Raw genomic sequence first — 15,266 nt, forward strand, 5'->3', positions numbered from 1 at the left:
GAACCAGAAACCACAGCCCAAGGAAAGCAGAACCATGTCGAACAATGTTCGCGTCGCCGTCGACGTCGGCGGAACCTTCACCGATGTCGTCAAACTCGTCCCCGAAACCGGCGAGCTCCGCTTCGAGAAGGTCCCCACCGATTCCGCACAGCCCACCGCCGGTGTCCTCGCCTCCTTCGACAAGGCCGAGGTCGATCCGACAGGGGTGACGATGTTCAACCACGGCAGCACGCTGGGCCTCAACGCGCTTCTCACCCGCACGGGAGCGAGGATCGCCACGATTGCGACCCGCGGATTCCGCGATGTCTACCTGCTCGGACGCACCAACCGGATTCCGATGTACGATCTGGCCTATCGCAAGCCCGAGGCTTTGCTCGAGCGCTTCGACACCTTCGAAGTGACAGAGCGCAGCAAGGCCGACGGCAGCGTCCACGCACCACTCGACGAGGAGGACGCTCGGAGCATCGCCCGCGAGATCCGCGAGCGCGGATACGAGGCGGTGGCCGTGACCTTCCTCCACTCCTACGCCAATCCTGCGCATGAGCAGCGGATGGGCGAGATCATCAGGGAAGTCGCCCCGGAGGTCGAGGTGACCCTGTCCCACGAACTCTCCCGCGAATACCGCGAGTACGAGCGGACGAGCACTACGGTGCTCGACGCCTACATCAAACCGATCATGCGCAGCTATCTCAAGGAACTCGAGAAGGAGTTGGAGGCACGCGGATTCGATGGCCAGTTCCTCATGTCCCGTTCCGGCGGTGGCGCCATGACCGCGGTGGCAGCCCGGGAACAGCCCGTCAACCTCATCCTCTCCGGTCCCGCCGGCGGAGTGATCGGGGCGGCAGGGTTCGCGAAGCTCATCGGGCGGAAGAATGCGATCACGATCGACATGGGAGGAACCAGCCTCGACGCCTCCCTTGTCCTCGACGGAGCTCCCGTCCACTATCACGGAGCCGAGTTCGAAGGCCTGCCGATCAACACTCCCTCGCTCTACATCCACACCATCGGCGCCGGCGGCGGATCGCTGGGCTACCTCGACGAGGCTGGTGCCCTGCAGGTGGGGCCGAAGAGCGCCGGAGCGGTTCCCGGCCCGGCCGCCTACGGGCGGGGTGGAACCGAGCCGACTTTCACTGATGCCGCTTTGGCCATCGGCTACCTCGGCACGGACACGCCGCTCGGCGGCGAGCTCGTCCTCGATGCCGAGAAGTCAATACAGGCACTGGCCCCCATCGCCGAGACCCTCGACATGTCGGTGACCGAGCTCGCTCGCGGGATGGTCCGGATCTCGAACACGAAGATCACCGGTGCCGTGCGTGCGATCACCATCGAGCTCGGGCACGATCCGAAGGACTTCTCACTGTTCTCGTTCGGCGGGGGCGGCGGTCTCGTCGCCGTCGACGTCGCACGCGAACTCGGGATCCCCGAGGTCGTCGTTCCGCCGGGCCAGGGCGCCTTCTCAGCGTTGGGGATGCTCATGGCCGACGTCCAGCACGAATACTCCCGCACCCAGGTGTCGCTGCTCGAATCGGTGGACATGACGATCATCGAGGACATCTTCGCCGCGATGGAGTCCGAGGCCGCGCAGGCTCTGGCAGCCGAGGGCTTCGCGCCCGACCGGAGGGTCTTCCATCGCTCCTACGACGTGAGGTACCAGGGCCAGGAGCACACGGTCTCCGTCCACTTCGACGAATCCGCCGATGTTCGGGATCACATCCGAGCCGAGTTCGAGGATCTGCACCGGAGGCAGTACGGGCACGTGATGGACGATGCGATCGAGGTCACCACCCTGCGGGTGACGGCGATCGGACTCGTCGACAAGCCCAGCCTGCCGACCATCGGACGCCGGGACGGCGAGTCCATTCCGACGCGGACTCGCACCGTGACCCTGCCCGGCGATGCCGAAGTCGAATACGCGCTCATCGCCCGAGAGGATCTGCTCGCCGGCGATGCCATCGACGGCCCCGCCGTCGTCACCGAGCACACAGCCACGACGGTGCTCCACTCCGGCGACCGACTCACCGTCGGCGAATACGGAGAGCTCATCATCTCGATTCACACCGAAGGCAAGGAGGCCTGACATGGTCGACGCGATCACCACCGAGATCATCCGCCACGGACTGCTGGCCGCAGCCGAGGAGATCGCCCGCAATCTCTGCCGCACGGCCTACAACACCGTCGTCTACGAGATCCACGACTACGGCATCGGCATCCATGATGTGAATGGAGACGTCGTCGCCGACACCCCGGGCGTGGCCGTGTTCACCCGCGGCAACGATCTCGGGCTGAAGAAGGCCGTCGAGTTCCTCGGCCCCGAGGCGATGGAACCCGACGACGTCTTCATCCTCAACTATCCGTACTGGTCGAGTGCGCACGTCCTCGACCCGCTCGTCTTCGCCCCCGTCCACCATGGGGAGAGACTGATCGGCTTCGTCACCTGTCGCGTCCACGTCGTCGACCTCAACCAGAAGGACCCGGGCTACGTCCTCGACTCGACGGACCTGTCCCAGGAAGGTCTGATCCTCCCCGTCTCGAAGCTCTACCGGCGAGGTGTGCAGAACGACGACGTCTTCAACATCATCCGGTTCAACAGCAGACGTCCCGCCGCGACGATCGGAGACATCCAGTCCCAGGTTTCGGCCTGCTTCACGGGTGTCAAGCGGACCCGGGAGCTTGCCGAGAAGTACGGCGCGGACACCCTCGTCGAGGCGATGGACGCGATCAACGCGCACGGTGAGAAGCTGGCACGGGCAGCGCTGGCGAAACTGCCGAAGGGCACCTGGACGGCCGTGGACTATGTCGACGAAGACGGCATCGACGTCGGGGAACTCGTCCGGCTGCAGTGCACCGTGACCGTGACCGACGATGAGTTCATCATCGACTGGACCGGCAGCGCGAAGGGCGTCAAAGGACCCGTGAACGTCCCGATCGGACTCACCACGGCTGCAGCGAGCCTCGTCTTCAAATCCGTCACCACGCCGGACTCACCTGTGGTCGCCGGGAACTTCGCGCCGATGCGGCTGATCACGGAGCCGGGATCGGTCATGCACGCCCTGCCGCCGATGCCCACGTTCACTCTGTGGACGGGAATCCTCTGCGGCGAGGTCATCCTCAAGGCACTGGCGCAGGGAATGCCGGATCGCATCCCGGCTTGCTCCGGCGGCGACGTCGGCGCCTTCATCGGTCTCGGAACCCATCCGGAGACCGGTGAGCCGTGGCAGGACGGGAGCAACGAAGCCATCGGCTTCGGCGGCACCGCTGCCCACGACGGCGAGGACGGGATCATGCACCTGTCGGAACCCGGGTGCCGGAACACGCCGATCGAGGTGTTCGAGATGCGCACACCGCTCTTCCTCGAACACTACGGCTATCGTGAGGACAGCTGTGGGGCCGGCGAGCACCGCGGCGGGGTCGGCATCTCCCGTCGATACCGATTCACCGCTCCGGGAACCGGAATCATGATCGCCTACAAGACCCGGACCAAGCCCTGGGCGATCGCCGGAGGTCAGGAGGCCACACCCAACGCGGTGATCCTCAACCCCGGAACCCCGGAGGAGGAGTGGAAGGGCGGAAGCTACAACCATCTCGACGCCGGCGAGGTGCTGGTCAACGCCACGGGCGGCGGCGGAGGATACGGCGACCCGCTCAAGCGCGACTTCGCCGCCATCGTCAAGGACGTCCGCAACGGCTTCGTCTCCCGGGAAGCCGCGGAGCGCGACTACCGGGTCGCTGTCACCGAGGAGTTCGAGATCGACGAGGAGCGGACCGCTCAGCTGCGAGCAGCAGTACGCAGCTGAACCGCCGCCTCGGCGAGAATGAGTTCACCACACCCCAGGATAGGAAGTTGCACATGAACCGGACAGGCTCCCTCGTACTCACCGGCGCGAAGATCTGGGAGGGCCGGGAAACCGGCTTCGTCGATCGTGATCTTGTCATCGTCGACGGGGAGGTGATGGCGGGGTCCGTGACCGGTCAGACGCCGGAGACCCTCGACGTCTCGGGCTCCTGGATCATTCCCGGCCTCAGCGACGCCCACTTCCATGCCTACGGACTGAGCATGGACGGGTTCGAGAACGAGAGGGGACCGCTGAGCTACGCCGCGCTCAATGGTGCCAAACGCCTCTCCGGCGCCCTCGCTCGCGGCTTCACCACGGTACGGGATGTGGCCGGAGGTGACATCGGGTTGAGCCGGGCGGTCGATTCCGGCGTCATCGATGCGCCGCGTTACCTCTTCACGGGTCCCGCGCTCAGCCAGACGGGCGGTCATGGCGATCCGCGGTCGGAGCACATCGACATCTGCTTCGGCCACGGTCACATGTGCGAGGTCGTCGATGGCGTCGACAACCTCCGCCTCGCCGTCCGCAGCCGCCTGCGCACCGGCGCCCACGCGATCAAGGTGATGACCTCCGGCGGCGTGTTCTCGCTGACCGATCCGGTGCGGATTCCCCAGTACTCGGCGGAGGAGCTGCGCGCGGTCAGTGATGAGGCGAACCGGCGGGGCACCTATGTCACCGCGCATTCCTATTCGGTTGAATCCGTCATGCACTCGATCGAGAACGGCATCACGTGCATCGAGCACGGAAACCTCATCGACTCGGCCACGGCCGCACAGATGCACCGCCGAGGTGTGTCCTTGGTGCCGACACTGGCCACCTACGATGCGATGAGCAGGCGCGGACCCGAGCTTGGCCTCAACCCGGTCTCGCTGGCAAAGAACGAAGAGGTGCTGTCGAAGGGCATGGAGGCGGCGCAGATGGCGCTCGCCGCCGGGGTCCGCGTCGGCTTCGGCACCGATCTCATGGGAGACATGGAGGACGAGCAGCTGGCCGGAGTGCGGCTGCAGGTCGAGGCCTTGGGGGCCGAGACGGCACTGCATTCGATGACCATGGGCAACGCGGGGATCTTCGGGAGCTCACAGCTCGGTCACCTCGGCGCAGGCGCCTGGGGCGATGCCGTCGTCCTCACTGGCGACCCGCTGGAGGAACCGGAGGCGCTGTGGGAGATGGACGCCCGGAGGATGATCGTCCAGGGCGGATGCGTCGTGGGCTCAGGCGCGGGAGAATCCGGATCTGTCGGAGTGCCTCGGTGACTGTGATGCGGATGGGCAGAATGCCTATTCCCTCGGGGAATCGGCCACCTACGATGAGCTCATGACAGCAGAATCGAGTGTGAGCAGCTTTGGATCGGCACGAGTGGCCAACGGCCTCGTCTTCACCTCCGGGAAAGTCGGGGTGGACGAGCACGGCAGGCGCCCCGAGGCTTTCGGGGACGAGGTGAAGGCCGCGATCGCGGATCTGGAGGACACGTTGAGGGCGCACGGTTCCCAGCTCAGCGCTCTGCTCCAGGTTCACTGCATCCTCAGCGATATGAGCCGATTCGCCGAGTTCGACGAGATCTACAGGGAGAGGATTCCCGCTCCCATGCCGCCCCGATTCACGCATGGCGGTGAACTCGTGGAGGACTTCCGCTTCGAGATCGTCGCGATCGCGAGCGTCCTCGGATGACCGGGCCGACTGTCATGGAAACCTATTCGGTCTCCCGGCTACGTGCGCAGTTTCCGTCACTGAGCGCAGGGGGCGCCCTCTTCGACGGACCCGGGGGCACTCAGACACCCGAGCCCGTCGCACGAGCAGTCCGCGACGCACTCGTCGCTCCGGTGTCGCAGCGCGGAACCCATAACCGTTACTCCCGAGGTGCCGATGGCATCGTGAATGCCGCACGGTCGGCCATGGGCGATTTCCTGAACGTGGCACCGGAGGCGGTCGTCTTCGGACGCAGCGCCACGCAGCTCACATTCGACTTCGCAAGGGCGATCGGGGATCTGCTCGAACCGGGAGACGAGATCGTGGTGTCCCGCCTCGATCATGACGCGAATGTCGCACCGTGGCTCGACGTGGCGGCGGACCGGGGCGTCACGATCAGATGGGTCGACTTCGACCGCCGAACAGGCGACCTGGACGCCGAGGATGTGGCTCGGGTGATCACTTCCCGGACCCGGCTGGTCGCTCTCACCGCGGCGTCGAACCTGTTCGGCACCTGCCCCGACATCCCGGCGATCAGTGAGCTCGTCCACGAAGCCGGCGCCCTCTTCTATGTGGACGCCGTGGCCTACGCCGCGCATCACCTGGTCGATCTCGAGGAGATGGGCGCGGATTTCGTCGTCTGCTCGGCGTACAAGTTCTGCGGTCCGCACCTCGGCGTCCTGGGCTCCCGGAGGCAGACGCTTGAGCGCCTGCAGCCGCGCAAGCTGCGCCCGTCCACCGACAACGTGCCGGAGCGCTTCGAGTTGGGCACTCTGCCGTACGAACTCCTGGCGGGCACCACCGCGACGATTGACTTCCTCGCCGATCTCGCACCGACCGAAGGCACCCGACGTGATCGTCTGGCCCGTTCCTACGAAGCGCTGCACCGGCACGAATCGGAGCTGTTCGAGGTCCTGCTCACCGGGCTGCTTGAGATCCCGGCAGTCAAACGCGTCGGTTCGCCTGCGGTGGGAACGCCCACCGTCCTGTTCACGATCGACGGCGTCCCGGTCGACGAGGCTTGCCGCCTGCTCGGAGACAGAGGCATCGCGGTGGGCGGAGGACTGTTCTACGCGCACGAAGCGGGTGCCTGGGCCGACCTCGGTGAAGGCGGGATCCGCGCTGGCCTCGCACCGTACACGACGAGCGACGACGTCCGCCGACTCCTCGACGCGGTGCGCGAATTGGCCGATCGCTGATCCAGCCGTCGCTTCAGGGCTCGGAATGCGGCCCGGTCGGGAGCGACGCCGCGGTCATCATCGTGCTTGGCCCTGAGGGCGCGTGGCAGACGAATCGGTGGCCACAGACCTGGGGGAGATCGTGAGAACTCACGGTTTCCCCTCGGGTCTGTGACCACCGATTCTGCATTCACGGCCGCATTCGTCGGGAACCGGAGCGGATTGCCTCATCAAGGTCGCCGCGGCGGCCGAGCGCGGTGAGCAGCAGGCCGACGAAGGCCCAGCTCGCGAGAACCAGCCAGGGGAAGAGCATGGCCGCATCCGGGAAGTAGGACAGTTCCCGGACCAGCGTGCCGGCCGCCCCGACGGGCATCCATTGGCCGACTTGGCCCCATGGCCAGACGATGAATTCCGGCGGGAGACCAGTCCCGCTCAACGGATTGGCCACGAGAATCATGAGGACCGCGCCGACGCCTATTCCTGCCGGGCCGACCATCCCCGCAAGTCCGGTGATCGTTCCGGAAATCGCTGCCAGACCGAGGCCGATCGCCAGAGCATTGAGCATGAAGTCGCCCTGGAGGACCCCATACCAGCCCTGGAGGATGCCGGTGAGCACGCATCCGGCGAAGGCCGCGTACACGATGATCGCTGCGGCCCGCTTCGGACCTGATCCTCTGACGGTCAGCGCAGTGATCGCCCCGCCGATGAGACCGCCGATGACGAGAGGGAACACCGAGGTGGCGAGCCCGGCGCCTTTGCGGTCATCGTCGCTGAAGGGCACCACGTCCGTCACCGTCACCTCAATGGCCGGTTGCGCGGGAGAGGCCGGGGCCGTCGAGTCCGCCGGTGCGGAAGTGTCTCCGGCGCCCGTGGGCCGGCCCGACGCCAGCGCCTCGGCGATCTGCTCATTCGCTTTCTGCTCGAGGTGATGAGCCAAGCCAGCCAACATCTGTGCGACGGGTGGGCCGGCCGCCGAGGCGGTGAGGACTTCGGGTGGATTCGACGGTGAGGAGCCCAGGACGACGGCTCCATAGACCTTTCTCTCTCGGATCGCCTCCACAGCTGAGTGCCGATCGTCGTACGTGACCGGATCGAACGCGTCATCCGCGGATTCGGACAGCTCGGCTGCGACGGCGGTGGCCTGGGGGCCGGATCCGACGATGCCGATGGGAAGATCCCTGGGTGATGCGGTGACGGTGGGCCAGGAGAAGGCGAGCAGGACGATTCCGACAGCGAGTGAGAGGCCCAAGCCCACTAGGATCACGCGTGACCACGGGGCCTGGGCTCGCGCTGGTGAAGGGACAGGTCGCTCGCCATCCGGTGGGCGAGTTCGCTCGGTGAGCACCGTTGACATGATTCCTCCTAAAAAACAGAAAGTTCGTTCTTTTAGGATAGGTCCCGCGATAGGATTGTCAAGGGAGGAATGATGCCGAAAATCAGCGAGGAGCGTCGTGCCGAACGACGCGAGGAGATCATCACTGCAGCGATCGCCTGCTTCGGTCGGTCCGGATATCAGCGAACCTCGATGACGGACATCATCCGGGAGTCGGGGCTGTCAGCGGGTGCCATCTACGGCTATTTCAGCGGCAAGCAGGAAATCGTGCATGCGGCGGCTCAACGGGTGATGGAGGGTCGACGCGAGGACTTGGAAGCGAAGGGCCACGATCATCTCCTCGCCCCGGCCGAGATCGTCACCACGATCATCACCGGCCTGCGGGCCGTGGCCCCGATTCATATGGTCCTCCAGGTCTGGTCGGAAGCGACGGTCGACGACCGCCTGCGAACGATGGTCGACTCGGTGATCGCGAAGATGCGCGGGACGATCGAGGACCATCTGGGTCGCTGGGCGTCGGCCCAGGGCACTGATATCTATGAGTCCCCGGAGGCATGGGCTCGGTCGACCGCCCCACTCCTCATGTCCCTGGTGGCGGGTTTCATGGTGCAGAGAACCCTGATTGATGGCTTCGTCGACGAAGCTTATCTGTCTGCGCTTCCGGGACTCCTGCCGGGCGCCGATCCACCGCTGTGAGCAGCTGCCGTGGGGTGCCGTCGCTTCAGGGCTCGGAATGCGGCCCGGTCGGGAGCTGTCGACCCATCGCTCAGAAGACCATCGACTCGATGCTCGGGAACTCGTCGACTCCGCCGGCGTTGAATGGCGGGACCAGTTCGAGGTAGACGGGGACGTCGTTCTCGATGAACAGGACGATGATCGCGGAATCGGCGACGGCGTCGAGGATGAAGCTGCTCCTCTCCGCGTCGTAGGCGTAGCGGGGTGTATCTCCGGGCAGGGCCAGGGCGATGGACGGGCACGTTCCGCACGCGCACGCTGCGGAGACGACTGTGTTGGCGAGATTGGCCGCCCAGACCGTTCGTCTGTCCGTTCGCGCGCGCAGCTGGTACGCGGACGCGTTCTTCCGGGTGGCCGGACCTCGGTTGCGGTTGAGGTCGGGGAGCTTCGCGGACGGCCCGTTGAGGCCGGCGGAGACCTGAGCGCGTCGGATCATCTCGACGGCCACTTCCAGTTCTCTGTCGCTGAGTGCGCGGCTCATGCTTCGATCGTACGCGGCTGCCCGGCAGCTTCCCGGGAAGGACGCAGAAGATGTTGCGAAATCGTGAACTCGCCGTCCCTGCGGACACCGAGCCTTCCCAGCCTGGCGGTGAGAGCCTATGCCACCACAGTTCGCTAAAGTCGGGGCAGGGGGTAATCATGGCGATCGAAAGAGCACTGTCCGTGCCGCGACTCGGCGGCCCGGGCGAACTGACCGTTGAGGATCACGAGCGGGCCGCCGGGCTGCGGAAGATGCGCACGCTGGCTCTGTCGTTGCTCATCCTCGCGACGCTGACCTTCCTCGCCACCCACGTCTTCACCGACTTGTCCGGGGTCTGGGGATTCGTCTCCCGCGCCTCGGAGGCGGCGATGATCGGCGCGATCGCGGACTGGTTCGCGGTCACCGCCCTGTTCCGGCACCCGCTGGGCCTGCCGATTCCGCACACCGCGATCATCCCGCGCAAGAAGGACACGCTCGGCGCGAGCCTGTCCGCGTTCGTGGCCACGAACTTCCTCCACGCCGAGGCGGTGTCGACGAAGATCCGGTCCGCTCAGGTCTCCCGCCGAGGTGGGGCCTGGTTGAGTCGGGCAGCCAACCGCGACCTCGTCGTCGACCGCGCCGCCGCCGGCCTCGAGTACGTCCTTGACCGGATCAACGACGAATCGATCGTCGCCCTGACGAACAACGTCATCGTCCCGCGGCTCGTCGCCACCCGGAAGACTCCCGTGCTCGGGCAGCTGCTGAGCCAGATCGTCCTCGACGGTGCCCATCACAAGCTCGTCGATCTCGTCGTCGCCGAGGCGCACACCTGGCTCAGCGACAATCCGCAGGTCATCGACGAGATCGTCCACAACCGCGCCCCTGCCTGGGTGCCCGACTTCGTCAACGAGCAACTGGCCGGACGGCTGCAGCGCGAAGTGCTCGGCTGGATCGCCGACGTCCGCGACAACCCGTATCACAAGGCCCGGCAGGCCCTCGATGCCTGGCTCGTCGATCTGTCTGCGGACCTGTCCTCCGACACGGCGCTCGCGGACAAGGCCGAGGTCGTCGTCAACGACCTGCTCAGCCAGCATGGGGTCGTCGACTCCGTGCTCGAGGTCTGGGGTTCGCTCAAGCACCTCCTCCGCCAGGCCATCATCGATCCCCAGGGTGAGGTCCGGGATCGGATCACCGACCTCATCGGCGAGTTCGCCGAACGCCTTCAGACCGACACCGAGTTCGCGGCCCGGATCGACGATCGCATCGCCACCACCGCCGGTGACCTCGCGGAGAGCTTCGGCCCCGAGATCGCCAGCGTCATCTCGGACACCATCGAGAGGTGGGACGCGAAGGAGGCCGCCGACCGGATCGAGCTCTATGTCGGCCGCGACCTCCAGTACATCCGCATCAACGGAACGGTGATCGGAGCCCTGGTCGGGCTCGCGATCCACACCGTCATCGTGCTCCTGCCGGGGTGATCGCCCGTCAGCTGGCACCGGGCCCTATCGTCACTCGGCCGCTGCCTCGGCCTGGTGGACGATCGAGATGAGGTTGCCGACGCTGTCGTCGAACACCGCCGAGGTGACCGCCCCCATCTCCAGCGGCTGTTGGGTGAACGTCACGCCCAGGCCGGTCAGACGTTCGTACTCCGCGTGGACGTCGTCGACGGCGAACTGGGTGAACGGGATTCCGTCTGCGACGAGCGCCTCGGTGAAGGGCGCCGCAGCCGGGTGGCCCTTGGGTTCGAGCAGCAGCTCGACCCCGTCGGGATCCTGGGGTGAGACCACGGTCAGCCAGCGGTGCTCACCGAGGGGGATGTCGACCTTCTTCGTGAAGCCGAGCTTCTCCGTGTAGAACTGCAGGGCGCGCTCCTGATCGTCGACCATCACGCTCGTCCATTGAATCTTCATGACTCCTCCATCGTCAGCTGTTCCCGGGTGGGACCGAGTCGGGCCCGGTGCCCGTCTCGGTGGTGGAACTCGGCCTCCACCGGGTGACGATGGCGTCAAGCGGTGTGGTGTCGATCCGGTGGAACTTGTAGCGGCCTTCGCGTCGGGTGCGGACCAGACCCGCTGATTCGAGGATCTCCAGATGCTGGGAGATCGCCTGTCGTGACGAGCTCAAACCGTGCTTGTTGATGAGCCGTGAGCAGATCTCGAACAGCGTCTGCTCGTCACGATCGGTGAGTTCGTCGAGGATCGTGCGTCGGGTGGGGTCGGCCAGGGCCTTGAACACATCAGCCACATGACCACGATAGGCAAGTGTTCAGTTGCATGTCAATGGGCAAGCGGAGACTTGCGTTTGTAGATGTCTGAGAATGAGGAACCCCGATCGGCGAACCTCGGGTTTTCCGTGTCCCTGTGTCGGGACCACTCCATGTCGCAGCGCTCGGATCGACGACAGGATGGAATCATGACTGAGCTTCCTCCGATCCTCACCGCGACGCAGGTGGGCAAACACTATGGACAGACTGCCGCGCTCGCCGACATCGACATGAACCTCGCCCTCGGCGAATCACTGGCGATCATGGGACCATCGGGCTCCGGCAAGACGACCCTGCTCCACTGCCTCGCCGGAATCATCGCACCAGACTCCGGCACCATCCGACTTCAGCCGACCGACCGGAACCCAGCTGCCGAGATCACCTCTCTGAAGGAATCCGGGCGCACCGCGCTGCGCCGGGAGGTCTTCGGCTTCGTCTTCCAGCAGGGCCTCCTCCTGCCGGAACTCTCCGCAGTCGACAACGTGGCATTGGCCGCCATGCTGGCGGGGATGAGCCGCCAGGAGGCCACGGCGCACGCGCGCGGATGGCTCCAGCGACTGGGCTTGGCCACGCATATGGGGCGCAGGATCGGGCAGCTCTCCGGCGGGCAGGCTCAGCGAGTGGCGATCGCCCGCGCCCAGGTCACCCAGCCAGTGGTGACCTTCGCCGACGAACCGACCGGGGCACTGGACTCCCACACCTCCGCCGAGGTGCTCTCCGAACTGCTCGCCTCGACGACCGGACGGGGATCGACCCTGGTCGTGGTCACCCACGACGAGACAGTGGCCGCTCGGTGCTCGAGGATCGTGCGCCTGGCGGACGGACGCATCGTCTCCGACACGGGACGACGGGTGGAGGCACGATGAGCGGCGTTCGTGTCCTTCCCCTCGTCCTCGGCCGCAGGACGATGTTGTCCTCGAGCTCACTGCTCGTGATGAGTTCCTTCCTGGCGTGCGCAGCCCTGTTCCTCACCGTGGCCGCCGGCGCCTGGAGCTTCTTCCAGATCCCGCCCAACCCGGATCCGAGCCAAGCGGACATCGGCATGATCTACAAGGTGCTCGCCTCACTGGCGACCGTCCTCCTCGTGATTCCGGCGAGCACATTGGCGTCCGCCTCGGCGACTCTCTCCGCCCGGCGCCAGGACGAGCGTCTGTCCACGATGTCACTGCTCGGCGCCCGGAGGTCGGCAATCGTGGCGCTCGCCGTCGTCGAGCCACTGGTCCCGGCGATCGCCGGAATCGTCCTCGGAGTGTTCGGATATCTGGCGCTGGCCTGGCCCGTGAGCCGGATTCACTTCCTCGGCGCGCCCATCGGCTACGAGAATCTCCTCATGCCCGCCTGGCTGTTGACCGTGGTCGTCATCTTCCTCGTCCTCGTCTGCCTCGGCTCTGCGCTGCTCGGCCTGCGACGGGTCACGGTCTCTCCGCTGGGCGTGCGGACGAGGTCCGTGGACCGGAAGTTCCCCTGGGCGCGGGTGGCCACCGCGGTCGTCGTGCTGCTGGCACTGCCCGTGCTCGTGGCGCTGTCGAAGGCCGGAAGCCTCGGGGTCGGGGTCATCGTGTCGGTGATCGTCGCCGTCTTCGCTCTCGGCCTCGTCGCCGTCGACCTCATCGGCGGGCTGCTGATCAGGTGGTTCGCCCATCTCAGCGGAAACAGGGCACAAACTCCCGCCCGGCTAATCGCGGCGCGCCTTGTCTCGGATGAGCCGAAGAGGTTCTGGAGGCGGGTATCGGGGCTGGCGATGACGGCATTCGTCGCCGCCGTCGGCGGGACCGGCGTGGCGTTGATGCAGACGGGGCTCGACTTTGCCGAGAACTCCGAGTCCGAGACGGCACCGGAGGAGGTCGTCCTGTTCCATGACATCTTCACAGGCGTCCTGGTGGTGCTGGGGATCTCGATCCTGCTCATCGCCGTGTCCGCCCTGATCAATCAGGTCGCCGATGTCTACGACAGGGCTGACACCTTCCAAGATCTCTACGCGGCCGGCATGGATCCGGGCACAATGCATCAGGCTTTGGTGCGGGCCGTGCTCGGCCCGACCATCTGGATATCGCTGGTGGCCGCCGGGTTGGGGCTGCTGCTCGTGCTGCCGTTGGCCGGTGCCGCCTTGGTGCTCAGTCCCGTCACGTTCCTCACGATTCTCGCGTCAGTGGTCGCGGGTATCGTCGTCATCAGGGGCGGGCTGCAGGTGGCCGAGCCGATCCTCGTCCAGGTGGCGACCGCGGGCCGCGCTCGGGAGTGAGTAGAGACACCTCGGCGTGGGTGGTCAGGAGCTGCGGTCGTAGATCTCCCGACGGTGACCCAATGCCACCACGACGACGAGCAGCCGATCGTCTTCGATCGTGTAGATGATGCGGTAGTCCCCGACCCGAATCCGCAACCCTGACCGGCCTTTGAGCATGGTCGCTCCCGGCGGTCGAGGGTCGGTGGCGAGGAGCGCGATGGCGCCTCGGATGCGGGTTTGGTCTTTGTGATCAATGCGTTTGAGCGCGCGAACGGCAGCCGGCCGCAGTTCGATCTCGTAGGACATGCTCAGGTCCAGCCGAGATCCTCCTTGACCTGATCCCACGGGATGTTGGGGCCCTCTTCTGCCATGGCGGCGTCGAAGGCGGCGACGTCGTCGGTTTCCTCGGCGGCGGAAACCAGGCGATCGTACTCGGAGGCACTGAGAACGACCGCCTGGCGTTCTCCTCGGCGTTCAATGACGACGGGTTCGGTCTGAGCGGTCTCGAGGACGGCCGCGAAGGACTTGCGCGCGTCGGAAGCGGTGATTGTCGACATGGTTCAATTGTACAATTCAAGGTCTGAAGTGTACATATGTTGGTTTTCGGGCTAACTGTCTAATCCTTGGGCTAAATCGCTCCGGATGAGTTGGCCAGGATTGGTCGGCCAACAGCGTGCCGGACACTTTAATGGTTTCCGCCTGCGCCGAGTCGATTTTGAACTAAGGCGGTTCTTCACCATAATGTCGGTCAAAAGACCCCGGCTGCTGCTTGAGAATTAATATAACGAGCAGCGTGACCCCCGAAGAGGGCCTACCTCCGCCTGCGCGGAGCGGATCTCCTCGCAGACGATGAGGACGGTCTGGGTGGGGGCTTACCCCCGCGTGCGCGGAGCCGATGAGCGTCTGGTCGAATCCGAGGATGTGGCGGGCGGGCCTACCTCCGCGTGCGCGGAGCGGATGCCGAAACCCTCGTCGAGGGCGCGAAGGGCTACGGCCTACCCCCGCGTGCGCGGAGCGGATACCCCAGTCATAGTGGTGTGCGCTTCCCCCGATCCCGAGCGGGCCTACCCCCGTGTGCGCGGAGCGGATTTCGGCGCCGTCATCGACTCGTCCAGGATCGCGGGCCTACCCCCGCGTGCGCGGAGCGGATGTTTCGTGTGTGTCGACGGCGAGCTGCCAATGGGGCCTACCCCCGTGTGCGCGGAGCGGATGCCCGGTCCCTCACCTTAACGGGCAACGCCAGCGGCCTACCCCCGCGTGCGCAGAGCGGATCTCAACGACACCCTGACGTGGAACACCGGCCGGGGCCTACCCCCGCGTGCGCGGAGCGGATAGCACATCACGCACATCACCAAGACGATACAGCGGCCTACCCCCGCGTGCGCGGAGCGGATAGACCGATGCCCCGGCGCCGTTCAGGATCAAGGGGCCTACCCCCGCATGCGCGGAGCGGATTACGTGACCGTCAACAGTGGCAGGTCGATGCCGGGCCTACCTCCGCGTGCGCAGAGCGGATCTCAACGACACCCTGACGTGGAACACCGGCCGGGGCCT

General features: G+C 66.0%; 15 protein-coding genes and 1 CRISPR repeat array (1 of these 16 running past the window's edge). Of the genes, 9 read left to right on the forward strand and 6 right to left on the reverse strand.

The window, feature by feature from the left end; genetic code table 11:
• Nucleotides 1–34: 34 nt before the first annotated feature.
• The 5 genes from RIT73_RS04055 (at nt 35) to RIT73_RS04075 (ending at nt 6,718) form a co-directional block, all read left to right on the forward strand.
• A complete protein-coding gene (locus RIT73_RS04055; protein ID WP_309130772.1) occupies nt 35–2,077 on the forward strand; it encodes a hydantoinase/oxoprolinase family protein in 2,043 nt (680 codons plus the stop codon).
• Between the two features lies 1 nt (nt 2,078).
• Nucleotides 2,079–3,794 carry a hydantoinase B/oxoprolinase family protein gene (locus RIT73_RS04060; RefSeq protein WP_309130773.1) on the forward strand — a complete coding sequence of 572 codons (1,716 nt, stop codon included), beginning with the start codon at nt 2,079–2,081 and terminating at the stop codon, nt 3,792–3,794.
• Nucleotides 3,795–3,847: 53 nt separating this feature from the next.
• Nucleotides 3,848–5,086: an amidohydrolase family protein gene (locus RIT73_RS04065; protein WP_309130774.1), complete on the forward strand. Its 1,239-nt coding sequence runs from the start codon at nt 3,848–3,850 to the stop codon at nt 5,084–5,086.
• Between the two features lie 61 nt (nt 5,087–5,147).
• The gene (locus RIT73_RS04070; protein ID WP_309130775.1) at nt 5,148–5,501 is read left to right on the forward strand and encodes a RidA family protein; all 354 of its coding nucleotides are present in this window, start codon (nt 5,148–5,150) and stop codon (nt 5,499–5,501) included.
• 14 nt (nt 5,502–5,515) lie between these two features.
• Entirely contained in the window at nt 5,516–6,718 is a 1,203-nt protein-coding gene (locus RIT73_RS04075) for a cysteine desulfurase-like protein (protein ID WP_309130828.1), read from the forward strand.
• Nucleotides 6,719–6,887: 169 nt separating this feature from the next.
• On the opposite strand, the gene RIT73_RS04080 is transcribed toward RIT73_RS04075, so the two are convergent.
• A complete protein-coding gene (locus RIT73_RS04080; RefSeq protein WP_309130776.1) occupies nt 6,888–7,946 on the reverse strand; it encodes a hypothetical protein in 1,059 nt (352 codons plus the stop codon).
• A 177-nt stretch (nt 7,947–8,123) separates the two neighbouring features.
• On the opposite strand from RIT73_RS04080, the gene RIT73_RS04085 reads away from it, so the two are divergent.
• A complete protein-coding gene (locus RIT73_RS04085; protein ID WP_309130777.1) occupies nt 8,124–8,726 on the forward strand; it encodes a TetR/AcrR family transcriptional regulator in 603 nt (200 codons plus the stop codon).
• 70 nt (nt 8,727–8,796) lie between these two features.
• Here the strand turns inward: RIT73_RS04085 and RIT73_RS04090 are convergent, their stop codons facing one another.
• Entirely contained in the window at nt 8,797–9,246 is a 450-nt protein-coding gene (locus RIT73_RS04090) for a hypothetical protein (RefSeq protein WP_309130778.1), read from the reverse strand.
• 158 nt (nt 9,247–9,404) lie between these two features.
• On the opposite strand from RIT73_RS04090, the gene RIT73_RS04095 reads away from it, so the two are divergent.
• Nucleotides 9,405–10,703, forward strand: coding sequence for a DUF445 domain-containing protein (locus tag RIT73_RS04095; protein ID WP_309130779.1), 1,299 nt, complete (start codon nt 9,405–9,407; stop codon nt 10,701–10,703).
• Nucleotides 10,704–10,733: 30 nt separating this feature from the next.
• Here the strand turns inward: RIT73_RS04095 and RIT73_RS04100 are convergent, their stop codons facing one another.
• Together RIT73_RS04100 and RIT73_RS04105 are read right to left on the reverse strand one after the other, a co-directional pair.
• Nucleotides 10,734–11,135: a VOC family protein gene (locus RIT73_RS04100; RefSeq protein ID WP_309130780.1), complete on the reverse strand. Its 402-nt coding sequence runs from the start codon at nt 11,133–11,135 to the stop codon at nt 10,734–10,736.
• Between the two features lie 13 nt (nt 11,136–11,148).
• Nucleotides 11,149–11,469 carry a metalloregulator ArsR/SmtB family transcription factor gene (locus RIT73_RS04105; RefSeq protein WP_309130781.1) on the reverse strand — a complete coding sequence of 107 codons (321 nt, stop codon included), beginning with the start codon at nt 11,467–11,469 and terminating at the stop codon, nt 11,149–11,151.
• 168 nt (nt 11,470–11,637) lie between these two features.
• Here RIT73_RS04105 and RIT73_RS04110 point away from each other — a divergent pair, with 168 nt between their 5' ends.
• Together RIT73_RS04110 and RIT73_RS04115 are read left to right on the forward strand one after the other, a co-directional pair.
• Entirely contained in the window at nt 11,638–12,354 is a 717-nt protein-coding gene (locus RIT73_RS04110) for an ABC transporter ATP-binding protein (RefSeq protein WP_309130782.1), read from the forward strand.
• Entirely contained in the window at nt 12,351–13,730 is a 1,380-nt protein-coding gene (locus tag RIT73_RS04115; protein ID WP_309130783.1) for an FtsX-like permease family protein, read from the forward strand. Before RIT73_RS04110 ends, RIT73_RS04115 begins: the two co-directional genes overlap by 4 nt.
• Before the next feature lie 24 nt (nt 13,731–13,754).
• On the opposite strand, the gene RIT73_RS04120 is transcribed toward RIT73_RS04115, so the two are convergent.
• Nucleotides 13,755–14,018, reverse strand: coding sequence for a type II toxin-antitoxin system RelE/ParE family toxin (locus RIT73_RS04120; protein WP_309130784.1), 264 nt, complete (start codon nt 14,016–14,018; stop codon nt 13,755–13,757).
• Between the two features lie 2 nt (nt 14,019–14,020).
• On the reverse strand, nt 14,021–14,269 hold the full coding sequence (locus RIT73_RS04125; protein WP_309130785.1) for a type II toxin-antitoxin system Phd/YefM family antitoxin: 249 nt from the start codon (nt 14,267–14,269) through the stop codon (nt 14,021–14,023).
• Between the two features lie 251 nt (nt 14,270–14,520).
• Nucleotides 14,521–15,266: a CRISPR direct-repeat array (repeat unit 28 nt; unit sequence GGCCTACCCCCGCGTGCGCGGAGCGGAT) (it continues 1,855 nt past the right edge of the window).

This window comes from Brevibacterium sp. (genome assembly GCF_031179145.1).
Lineage (GTDB): Bacteria > Actinomycetota > Actinomycetes > Actinomycetales > Brevibacteriaceae > Brevibacterium.

Coding starts and splice junctions, on each gene's coding strand:
- RIT73_RS04055 (WP_309130772.1), top strand. CDS start 35: ATGTCGAACAATGTTCGCGTCGCCGTCGACGTCGGCGGAACCTTCACC.
- RIT73_RS04060 (WP_309130773.1), top strand. CDS start 2,079: ATGGTCGACGCGATCACCACCGAGATCATCCGCCACGGACTGCTGGCC.
- RIT73_RS04065 (WP_309130774.1), top strand. CDS start 3,848: ATGAACCGGACAGGCTCCCTCGTACTCACCGGCGCGAAGATCTGGGAG.
- RIT73_RS04070 (WP_309130775.1), top strand. CDS start 5,148: ATGACAGCAGAATCGAGTGTGAGCAGCTTTGGATCGGCACGAGTGGCC.
- RIT73_RS04075 (WP_309130828.1), top strand. CDS start 5,516: ATGGAAACCTATTCGGTCTCCCGGCTACGTGCGCAGTTTCCGTCACTG.
- RIT73_RS04085 (WP_309130777.1), top strand. CDS start 8,124: ATGCCGAAAATCAGCGAGGAGCGTCGTGCCGAACGACGCGAGGAGATC.
- RIT73_RS04090 (WP_309130778.1), bottom strand. CDS start 9,246: ATGAGCCGCGCACTCAGCGACAGAGAACTGGAAGTGGCCGTCGAGATG.
- RIT73_RS04095 (WP_309130779.1), top strand. CDS start 9,405: ATGGCGATCGAAAGAGCACTGTCCGTGCCGCGACTCGGCGGCCCGGGC.
- RIT73_RS04100 (WP_309130780.1), bottom strand. CDS start 11,135: ATGAAGATTCAATGGACGAGCGTGATGGTCGACGATCAGGAGCGCGCC.
- RIT73_RS04110 (WP_309130782.1), top strand. CDS start 11,638: ATGACTGAGCTTCCTCCGATCCTCACCGCGACGCAGGTGGGCAAACAC.
- RIT73_RS04115 (WP_309130783.1), top strand. CDS start 12,351: ATGAGCGGCGTTCGTGTCCTTCCCCTCGTCCTCGGCCGCAGGACGATG.
- RIT73_RS04120 (WP_309130784.1), bottom strand. CDS start 14,018: ATGTCCTACGAGATCGAACTGCGGCCGGCTGCCGTTCGCGCGCTCAAA.
- RIT73_RS04125 (WP_309130785.1), bottom strand. CDS start 14,269: ATGTCGACAATCACCGCTTCCGACGCGCGCAAGTCCTTCGCGGCCGTC.